Here is a 9,823-nt window from a genome sequence, read left to right as displayed (position 1 = left end):
TGGAAAATTTAATATTAAATAACATACAGGCTAAATTCATAAACCATTAATAAATAGTATCATGAAACAAATATTATTTACTATTTTCAGCTAAATTCATAAACCATTAATAAATAGTATCATGAAACAAATATTATTTACTATTTTCAGTTTTCTCATTTTTATTTCTTGTGAAAAAGACAATATAGAAATAAGTCCTAATGCATCTGTTAACATACAAACAAAAAAGTACCAGTATAGCCAACCCTATTGATCAATTGCGTGATATGCAAGTAAATATTAGACTAGTAGCAGATACTAGATATTGCTATTTAAGTGGTAGCCCATCAAACACAGCTGTTAATAGACATGATTGGGATGACGGGAGTGAGCGCCAAAGATGGTATATCAAATCACGTACAGGTGGAATTTCATACAACATGATGATGGTTGGAGGCGCCAAAGTTAACGGAGAAATTGCATTTAACGGTGGGCCAGGAGAATTTAATCCTTTTTTAAACAATGGCTTACCACTCGATGTATTCAAATTTGAAAACGTACCAAATACGAACTTCTATAATATTGTTTATGCACAACCTTTTAAAGAAAAATTATATTTATATGCGATAGGAGATAGAGATGTTACTGTTAAAAAAATCGACAATAATAAAGATTCCAAAGCTATTTGGGAAATTATACCAGTTGAAGATCTTGAGCTAATAGACATAAAATATGAACCTATAGCCGGAAAAAAATTCACACCAGTTCCAGAGCTTAGACAGACAATAGATGTACCAAATCCTACAGGTATCACCGTATTACAGCAATTTAACATTTCAGAACAAGTTACAGAGACGTCCAGTTTCTCCAATGTTGAAGGTATTACAACAACATATAAAATAACAACTAAAGGGAAAGTAGGCTTACCTATCATTGCGGATGGAGAAGTAAGTACAGAAAATACAACAGCAAAAACGTGGTCTTATCAAGAAACAAATACAGAATCAAGAGTACGTACCATATCACATGTATTTACAATGGAGCTTCCTCCCTATGCACACTATTTAATAGATGTTATGATGGTCATATACAATATAGATATCAATTATATTGCAACCTTCAAAGGGAAAATAACAGGTACTATTATTCAATTAAAAGGAAAATGGGAAGGAGTTGAATGTAAAGGATTGTCTTATAAACCACGTGATATAACTGGAAAACCCGTAGTAATATCAGGATTAAAAGATTTCGATGCACCATTAGAATAGAGGGTAAAAGTAGTCAATAAAAAAAGAATGTATCTCACTAAAGTAACTCTCAAAAATTATACAGTAACTTTTGGAGTTACTTTAGTGAATTCTACCAGATGCTTATTCAGCAGAGTCTACAATAGAGAACTGAACTATATCAGTAGCACCCCAAGTTGTCACTTTTGTGGAATCTGAGTTAAATCCTTTTGCATATTTAATTTGGTAGTTTACAACCTTTTTCCCTGCTGCAGATTCTTTACTTTTCAATGTCGAGTATAATTGTTCCAAATCAAACCCCGAAATATCTGAAACGTTGTTTAAGGTAGGAGCTTTTCCATCTTCTAATTTTTGACAACGCAAACAGAAGGTATATACACGTTCCGTACTATTAACAGTTACCGGTTCCTGATCATAGTCGAAAGTCAATTTATAGTTATTCTTCTGATCCGTCAAGATTTTCTCAAACATAGGTAAAGCAATCATTTTCCGATAGTTAACGGATTTAATAAACAGATTTGCCACACCAGATAAAAGCTGTTCATCACTTAATGCCGTAGAATCAAGAGTTGCAAAAGAGAAATTTCCTTTCTTTATTGTTGCAGCCTGACCGGAAGCTGTATAATAACCATTTGTACTGGCATTCGCATTCTCTGGTGAATCATAATCAACTGTAATATAGCCCGTAACACAATCACCTGCATTAAAGCTGGGATCAGAGGCCACACTTGAAATATAGAAAGGAGCACCAGCAGGTGTATACAGTAGAGGTTTAAACGTTGACGAATAATCAATCACCGCAAATAATTGTCCTGATTGTTGATTTCCTCCCCCATCCAAACAAGAGGTTAACGTTACCATTCCCGCAGCGATTGCTGCCAATCCTAAAACTTTAAGTTTCTTCATTTTTTACTGTTCTTTTAATTTTATATTGTTTATTATTTATTTGTTTACTGTTCAAAAGCCCAAACGGAAACCCGCCTGCAGGTTGACATTAAACGGTTTCTCGGAGCGGATCGTTTCGATGTCGCTTCCATTGTCAAAATAATAGCCGGCGCCTGCTTCCGCATATACACTCAGGAAGCGAAGCAAGGGATAACTCGCTCCGACACGGCCGTTTACAGACCACATCCATTCTTTCATCCGGATATGTCTTTTCTCATGACGGATTTCATCATTCCCGACAAATATCTTGGAAGACAGCTTACCGGCCACATTGATCTCCGTCATTCCGCCGGCGGCTGCATAAAACTGTATGCGTTTCCATTCCGCAATCTTATAGGACAAGGAAAGGGGTATTCCGATAAAATGCAACTTCTGCTTTGTCTCGCCGTAATAAACGGCATTCGTTTCCCACTCGGAAGAAAGGAATGTATAGTTCAAACCGGATTGCAGGGAGAAACGGTCGTTCAGATAGTAACTGACGCCCATCCCGACTGTTACAGGTGTTTTATGATGAATGTTTGTTTTTGGAGACTGCTCGTTGAAATAAGGTGAGTTTAGCTGGATTAGCTCTCTGTCGATCAGCGCCGTGTTCTTCAGCGCAAAGGTGTTCAGAGAATTGGATGTTCCGGCGGTCACGCTTCCTCCGCCCATTCCGAAGCCCCATCTTCTCACCGGAGCTTTACCGGCTTCCTTCACGGGTGCTGCGTCGGCAATCAGGGCACGCGTCTCAACCGGACGTATTTCAGATTCCTCCGGCACAGAGAGCTGTGTCAAAGGCACCTCGTTCCCGCGCTTGACGCGGGATCGCACTGGAACCGGCTCTATAAGCGGCTGATTGATAAGGTCTGTACCGATGCGGCCCCGCGTCAAGCGCGGGGACAAGGACGTTTGAGCAACAACAGGCTTATCCGTGCTATTTCGGGAAGGTTCGGCCACAGCAACTGGCATGGCCGGCTGGGTTTGTTCCGCCAACTGCGTCTCCACTGCGTCTGTCTTTTCCCGGATTGTTTCGGCAACGGGCATCGGTTCTTTGTCGCGGTTCACGACATAAACGCCTCCGGTGACGACCAATAAGGAGATAACGGCAGCGGCAGCCCAATAGCGCAAAGTCCGCCGGAAAGGGACAGTCTTTGCGGCAGGCAGGCGGTCGGCAATGGCCTCCCAGTCACCCGGCAACGTGTCTGCTTCGAAGTCGTATAACTTCTCACGCAGCAAATCGTCAAATATGTCTCTTTCCTTATCTTTCATTTCCTTTTTTTCTCAATACAATTCGTTAATTCTGCGTTGTAACAGCTGCTTGGCACGCGTAAACTGCGAACGGGAAGTGCTCTCGGTGATGTTCATCATCTCGCTGATCTCCTTATGCGAATAGCCTTCTATCGCGAACAGGTTGAACACCGTACGAAAGCCGGCGGGCAGTTCATGCACCAGTTTCATCAGCTCGACCGCCGACATATCGGATATTGCGGAACTGTCCGGATGAACGAGTTCCGCCGTGTTATCCAAGTCGGTCGCCTCGCGCAAAACATCCGATTTACGCAAATACTCCAACGCACAATTGACAAAGATCTTTCGCATCCACCCTTCAAATGACCCGATCCCCGAATAGGAATCCATACTGGTGAAGACTTTTACGAAACCGTCCTGCAACAAATCACGGGCAGTCTCCCTGTCGCTTACGTAACGCAGACAAACGCCCATCATTTTGCGGGAATATGTTTCATACAGCTCCTTCTGAGCCAGCCTTTCCCCACTCTTACAACCCTCTATCAGTTGTTTCTCCGTCATTTAATGTGTGCCTTCACGCCCTTTTCAAGGCTGTACATTTAATATGATGTTAGAACCGTCCGAAACGCTGCATTCCGGAATAAATATTTTTCCATCAAAAACGTTCCAAAGATACAGTATCTCGCGAATATTGAATAAGGAGAGACAAATCATCCTCTATTTCTTTTTCTTCGGATCAACCGGGCAACCGGCGCCGTTATCGACCGGAGTCGCCTCCATGCCAATCTTCTTAAAGGCTGAAGCCAACTTGGTCTTGGAGGTTTTATCGGCACGGTAGGTAACAACTGCCGTACGGGTGTTCAGATCACATTTCAGATCGGTCACTCCTTTTTCAAAGGCGATATTCTTCTCGATCTTCTTGACGCAATTTGCACAATCCATGCCTTCTACAAAGAAAGTCACGGATTCCTTTTTCTTCTTTGCATCCTGTGCATAGGCCGTGGAAAAAGTAAATACGGCACAAATCAAAGCTACTACTAATTGTTTCATGATATAAATAATTTAATTGACACATTATCTGCTGATATTAAAACGCAGTCCGGCATAAATCTTCCGGCCGTGGACCGGTCCCCAGACCATCGATCCGTCGAAGTTATCTCCGCGCGGATTCCCGGCGTCGATGATGGGATGCGGCTGTTTATAGTCGAATAAGTTCTCGGCTCCGACATAGACAGACCAGCGGCGGAAATACTTAGTGATCTGGGCATTCACGACTGTATAGGCTTTAAAGTCCGGCTCCCACAACGGGTTTACGGCATCCGGAGCCGGCATCCGTCCGCCTCCGTTGAACTGTCCGGTCAGGTCGAACTGCCATTTCTTCAGGGGCGTCTGGTAAGAAGCGGTCAGCAGGCCTTTATAGTCGCTGACCAGGGGCTTTTTCAGACGCCGGGTTATGCCGTCCGCATTCCGGTAATCCGTTTTTGCATCGGTATAACGATAGGCGGCGGTCAGTGTAAAGCCGCGAAAGAACGGATAAGTGGCTTCGACCTGGAAGCTATTCGAATAGGAACGGCCATCCAGGTTATAGAAACTCACGGCATGCGGGTCGCTGTCCATGTCCACAACGACTTGTTTCCGGAAATCCGTATAATACCATTCGCCATTCAACGTCAATTCCTTTCCGAAAAGCGGGATATAAAACGAAAGGTTCACACCTGTATTCCAAGCCTCTTCCTGGTCCAGATCCGGAGCGATATTCATTTTACGGCTACTGGACAGCAGGAAGTTATTTTCAGCCAGCACGTTTGCCGTTCGGAATCCTTTTCCTGCCGAGGCACGCACATGGAACCAGTCGAAGGGGTTGTATTTGACATGCAGGCGGGGCGTGACAAAAAAGTCGTACAACGAACTATAGTCCGCACGCAGTCCTGCCAGCACGATGAGTTTGTTATTCAGGTTATATGTATATTGCGCATAGGCGCCGGGAACGATTTCCGTCCGGTCGAAAGGCGTCCGGATGCGTCTTGCGTCAGGTTTTCATCAAAACCGTCGTAGTTCATGCTCAGCCCTGTGCTCAGGCTATGCGCCGGCGAGAACTCTTTTTCGTAGAGCAGGCTGGCATAGACATTGTTTTGATACACATTATAGGGGATGCGGTCGTACATGGATTTCTGCTCATGATAGGAGCCGGAAAGGATCAGGGCTACACTTTCCACCTTTTCCTTATCGAGGATATAGGCCTGTTTCGTGAACAGTTCCGCCCGGTTCGTTTGCAGGCGGACCCGATAGGGATCGGCAAAATCATGATGCCTTGTCGCTTGACCGCCGGTACGGTTCTCATGCAGGTAACGGACGCCGTACTGGGCCACATAATGGTCCAACTTGTGATACCAGCGGTTCATCAGGTTCACCTGTTCTTTCAGGGGCGTATCCAGGAAACCGTCGTCATTCCCGTCGTGCTGCATCTTGTCATTCGAATAGTGCACCAACAAGCCGGTCGAGACTTTATCGTTGATATGCCAGGAGGCATCCGCGTTTCCTTCATACCGGCCGGCGTCGCTGCCAAAGAGATTCACGGAGAAGATGTCGGCCGTCGGAGGTTTCTTAAATTCCACATTGATCTGGCCGGCCAGCGCCTCATAACCATTCTTGACGGACGATGTCCCTTTCGATACCTGGATGCTTTCCATCCAGGCGCCAGGCACATAATCCAATCCGTATAAGGAGGCGGCACCCCGGAAGTTCGGATAATTTTCCGTCAGCATCTGCACATATGTTCCGGCAAGCCCCAACAGCTTGATCTGGCGGGCGCCCGTCGCCGCGTCCGCATAAGAGACATCGACAGACGGATTCGTCTCGAAGCTTTCGGCCAGGTTACAGCAGGCGGCACGGCAAATCTCGTCATAGGTGATCTTCTGCGTCTGCAACACGCTGGTACGGGAAGCGATCGTTCCCATCTTACGCTCGCTGATAACGACTTCCTGCAGGGCAACTTCACCGACAAGCACGACGCGCAAAGGTTTGCCATCGGAAGTCACCGGGACAACCGACGTCGTATAGCCGATATAACTGACAACCAGATTCTTCGAATCATCATTCTTCTCGAGTTCAAAATAGCCTTCCGCATCGGAAGTTGTTCCTAACTGGGTCCCTTCCCAATAGATATTAGCTCCGATCACAGGTTCATTCTGTTCATCGTAGACATGACCTTTCACCGGCTTTCCGGCAGAAGCCGAGACGGCAATAAAAAACAATAGTAATATAGTATAGAGTTGTTTAGACATAAATTCCTTATTTGTTATCCAAAATAAAACAGACGTTTGCGCCCATGGATTTTTCCATCAGCGGAGAATAACAAACAGTTGCCTAAACTAAAAGGACAGTCAATAAAGAAAGATATATATCAGGAGTAATTCCGGGAGGAGCATCTCGTACCACATCAACAGCCTTATCCATGATAAGAGCGGGAACAAGCGAAATATTTGAGGCCGTCAACGAAACCAGGTCGATTGCGACAGGCTGCAAATTAAGCAACGCACCTTGGAAAACAGTCCAGTCAAAGCTGATATGCTCCACATCGCAGCAATTGTCTTCCCCGTCCGCGTGACAACAGGATGAGACATGTTTTGCCATTTCCGTACAATGCTCGTGCTCATGTATGGCTGTCCGGCAATCCTCGCAACAGTAGGTAATCAGGTTTACGCCGGCGCCACCATAAAACACAAGTGCAGCCAGAAAAACGATAAACAGATATGTCACAGTCTTTTTCATCCTGCGCAAAGATAAAGCATTCCGGGAGTTTCTTCCAAATGGTTAATATTATTTAGGAAATTTGGAAAGATAATAGTAAGTTTCCCTGGAAGGCTTGCTTTCGATGTGGTAGCGGGAAGAGGCGGAGACGGAAAAAGTATATCCGCGCTCCGATGTCGTGTCGACAGGCAGGTAAAGGAAAGTATCCCGGATGCCGGTCAGCAGTATGTTTTTTGCCGACGCCGGATCGATCGAGTCGGTCAACGAATAATAGACGGTATAGGTCAGGACATCTTTCACCGAATCGGGCTTCTGCCAGGAGAGTTTCAGTTCGTCGCCCTCACGCTCTGCCAGAATCCCTTCCGGGGCGGGCGGGATCTCGTCGTTCAGCCATGCGAGGGGAGGAAGCTGCGCCGGGTATTTATAGTAATTGTCTTTCAGTTCGTCGTACAGGCCTTTGGTGTTATCCAAGACATTCGCACAGCGGAAGAATGTGCAACCGGCACCGCCGTAATAGCGGCTGTAATCGATCTGGTCCGTGATGTCGTTGACTGTCCAGTCCGCCTCCGCCTTGAGCATCCGGTAAGCGCCCAGACCGGGCACAACCAGGCGGCCGTTGCAATTGTCCACCCAATTGTCTACAAAGGGGAAAAAGTTATCGTGCAGGTAATACATCATCGGGACAATCATATCCTGTTTTCCTTGCTGCATCCACATCTTCGGGTCTTGGAACACGCTTTCGTAGGCTGTCCAGCCGGCATTCGGGACACGCTCGATACGGTTGTATTTGCCAAGCGGGGAACTGCTCACCTGCACCCAGGGTTTAACAGATTTCACATAGTCGTAAATGCGGAAGACCATCTTATTGATATTCTCCCGCCGCCATTCCGCCAATGGCCTTTTCTTGCCGTATTTGTTGTACAAGGCTTTGTCGGGGAAAGATTTAGCCTGCTCGGGATAGCGGATATAATCGAAATGGATGCCGTCGATATCGTAGCCGTTCACCAACTCCTTGACTAAAGAAAGGATATAGTCGGAAGTTCCGGGCACGCCGGGGTCCAGATACCATTCGCCATTATGCCGTTTACAAAGATTCGGATGCCGCTTGACAACAGAGAGTTTGCCTTGCTCTTTCACGCTTTTATCGGTTCCCAAAGGGAAAGTGACGAACCAGGCGTGGCATTCCATTCCCCGTTTATGGCATTCGTCGATCACAAAAGCCAAAGGATCGTAGCCCGGCATCACGCCGTATTTTCCGGAGAAAGTCTTGCTGGCCGGCTCTATCTGCGAACGCCAGATGACATCGCCGCGCAAACGGGCCTGCAGGAAAACGGTGTTGAAGTTCGCATCCTGCAAACGGTCCAGGATGTCGCATACTTCACGTTGCTGCGCTTTACGCCCGGCTTCTGTCGCAGCGGGTTTCTGCGGCCAGTCCAAGCCATAGACGGTTGTCAGCCAAACGCCCCTGATCTCCCGCTTGGGAGGATCGACGGCATAAACGGCTTGTAGGAGCAACAAAAGGAATAACGGCAGGCAATACTTTCTCATTTCACATATTTATTCAGCGGTACAAAAGTACGGCTTTTTGCGCTTCTTCGGGATAGTCTGTTGTCAGAAAGTCCACACCGCTCTCGATCATTTCCTTCATCACCTCCGGATCGTCGACTGTCCAAACATTGATTTTCAATTTCAGGTCTTTCGCTTCCTTAAACCATTCAGGATGTTTTTGCATCACCTTATAGTTATAATCCAGGCCGGCAAATCCGAGTTCTTTCAATTGCTTCGGAGACAAGTCGCCGTTCAGATAATAGACAGGGGTTTTTGGAGACAAGCGGTGTAGCTCTTTAGCCGCTTCAAGACTGAAAGCGATATATTCGGTACGCTTTCCCAACTTCTTGCTGTTCACCATGTCGACGGCTATCTTTGCGGCTTCGCGATCGCGTTCGGGAGTCGCATGGGATTTCAATTCAAAAATAAGTTTAGCGTTTTTCAACTCCTTCGCCCTGTCCAGATACTGTTCCAATGTGGGAAGCGTTTCGCCGTTCGGGAGCTTCAGGTCTTTTAGTTCCGCATAGGGAGTCGTCTGGATATGTTTACCCTGAATCTTGCTATCATGGAAAACAACCGGGACATTGTCCGCTGTCAGATGCACATCGAACTCGGACCCATATACTTTTATTTCATTCGCCCGTTCCAGAGAACGAATCGAGTTTTGAGCAGACCCTTCCGTCTTCCAATAGCCACGATGAGCAATCACTTTCGTTTTGCCTTTAGCAGCGGCCGGAACCGTAATCAGTACACAGAAAAGAAAAAGAAGAGAGAATCTTAATTGTTTCATAACATGGTATTTTTAGTTAGTTTGCAAATTCGGTAAATGATGATTTAACGGTGCGTTGCGGAGGCCTCGTAGGGGCGGTTCGCGAACCGCCCAAAGCCCTGTAAGGGCGACAGATCATAGCCCAAGGCGTGAGCCTTGGGTTTAAAGAGGACCACCTTCTGTCTTCGAGCCCTGTAAGGGCGATACATTGTGACATTGGATGTTACCGGTGCCGCCCTTACAGGGCTAAGAGGAGAAGGGAGACGTTTTCCTTAACCCAAGGCTCACGCCTTGGGCTGAGATCTGCCGGGCTTACAGCTCACGCCTTGGGCTGAGATCTGCCGGGCTTACAGCCCTA

General features: G+C 46.4%; 8 protein-coding genes and 1 pseudogene. 1 reads left to right on the top strand and 8 read right to left on the bottom strand.

The window, feature by feature from the left end:
* Positions 1-200: 200 nt before the first annotated feature.
* Positions 201-1,247, top strand: a complete 1,047-nt coding sequence (locus tag DW083_RS21500) for an ETX/MTX2 family pore-forming toxin (protein ID WP_122333785.1) — start codon at positions 201-203, stop codon at positions 1,245-1,247.
* Positions 1,248-1,349: 102 nt separating this feature from the next.
* Here the strand turns inward: DW083_RS21500 and DW083_RS21495 are convergent, their stop codons facing one another.
* The 8 genes and pseudogenes from DW083_RS21495 to DW083_RS21460 form a co-directional block, all read right to left on the bottom strand.
* Positions 1,350-2,132, bottom strand: a complete 783-nt coding sequence (locus DW083_RS21495) for a hypothetical protein (RefSeq protein ID WP_122333784.1) — start codon at positions 2,130-2,132, stop codon at positions 1,350-1,352.
* Positions 2,133-2,183: 51 nt separating this feature from the next.
* The gene (locus DW083_RS21490) at positions 2,184-3,419 is read right to left on the bottom strand and encodes a porin family protein (protein ID WP_122333783.1); all 1,236 of its coding nucleotides are present in this window, start codon (positions 3,417-3,419) and stop codon (positions 2,184-2,186) included.
* Positions 3,420-3,431: 12 nt separating this feature from the next.
* Entirely contained in the window at positions 3,432-3,959 is a 528-nt protein-coding gene (locus tag DW083_RS21485) for an RNA polymerase sigma factor (protein WP_115499531.1), read from the bottom strand.
* 156 nt (positions 3,960-4,115) lie between these two features.
* Positions 4,116-4,448, bottom strand: coding sequence for a cation transporter (locus tag DW083_RS21480; RefSeq protein WP_115499530.1), 333 nt, complete (start codon positions 4,446-4,448; stop codon positions 4,116-4,118).
* Between the two features lie 24 nt (positions 4,449-4,472).
* Positions 4,473-6,682, bottom strand: a pseudogene (locus tag DW083_RS21475) (TonB-dependent receptor domain-containing protein).
* A gap of 82 nt (positions 6,683-6,764) precedes the next feature.
* The gene (locus DW083_RS21470) at positions 6,765-7,169 is read right to left on the bottom strand and encodes a hypothetical protein (protein ID WP_115499528.1); all 405 of its coding nucleotides are present in this window, start codon (positions 7,167-7,169) and stop codon (positions 6,765-6,767) included.
* 48 nt (positions 7,170-7,217) lie between these two features.
* Positions 7,218-8,696 carry a glycoside hydrolase family 10 protein gene (locus DW083_RS21465; RefSeq protein WP_122333782.1) on the bottom strand — a complete coding sequence of 493 codons (1,479 nt, stop codon included), beginning with the start codon at positions 8,694-8,696 and terminating at the stop codon, positions 7,218-7,220.
* 13 nt (positions 8,697-8,709) lie between these two features.
* Positions 8,710-9,486 (bottom strand): glycerophosphodiester phosphodiesterase family protein, encoded by a 777-nt coding sequence (locus DW083_RS21460; RefSeq protein ID WP_122333781.1) that lies wholly within the window; start codon positions 9,484-9,486, stop codon positions 8,710-8,712.
* Positions 9,487-9,823: the final 337 nt, after the last annotated feature.

This window comes from Parabacteroides sp. AF48-14 (genome assembly GCF_003477465.1).
Lineage (GTDB): Bacteria > Bacteroidota > Bacteroidia > Bacteroidales > Tannerellaceae > Parabacteroides > Parabacteroides acidifaciens.
The sequence above is the reverse complement of the archived record's forward strand: the minus strand, read 5'-3'. Positions and strand labels throughout refer to the sequence as shown.

Excerpts from the sequence above, each read along its gene's own strand:
- DW083_RS21495 (WP_122333784.1), bottom strand. The coding sequence starts at position 2,132 with ATGAAGAAACTTAAAGTTTTAGGATTGGCAGCAATCGCTGCGGGAATG.
- DW083_RS21490 (WP_122333783.1), bottom strand. The coding sequence starts at position 3,419 with ATGAAAGATAAGGAAAGAGACATATTTGACGATTTGCTGCGTGAGAAG.
- DW083_RS21500 (WP_122333785.1), top strand. The coding sequence starts at position 201 with ATGCATCTGTTAACATACAAACAAAAAAGTACCAGTATAGCCAACCCT.
- DW083_RS21485 (WP_115499531.1), bottom strand. The coding sequence starts at position 3,959 with ATGACGGAGAAACAACTGATAGAGGGTTGTAAGAGTGGGGAAAGGCTG.
- DW083_RS21460 (WP_122333781.1), bottom strand. The coding sequence starts at position 9,486 with ATGAAACAATTAAGATTCTCTCTTCTTTTTCTTTTCTGTGTACTGATT.
- DW083_RS21470 (WP_115499528.1), bottom strand. The coding sequence starts at position 7,169 with ATGAAAAAGACTGTGACATATCTGTTTATCGTTTTTCTGGCTGCACTT.
- DW083_RS21465 (WP_122333782.1), bottom strand. The coding sequence starts at position 8,696 with ATGAGAAAGTATTGCCTGCCGTTATTCCTTTTGTTGCTCCTACAAGCC.
- DW083_RS21480 (WP_115499530.1), bottom strand. The coding sequence starts at position 4,448 with ATGAAACAATTAGTAGTAGCTTTGATTTGTGCCGTATTTACTTTTTCC.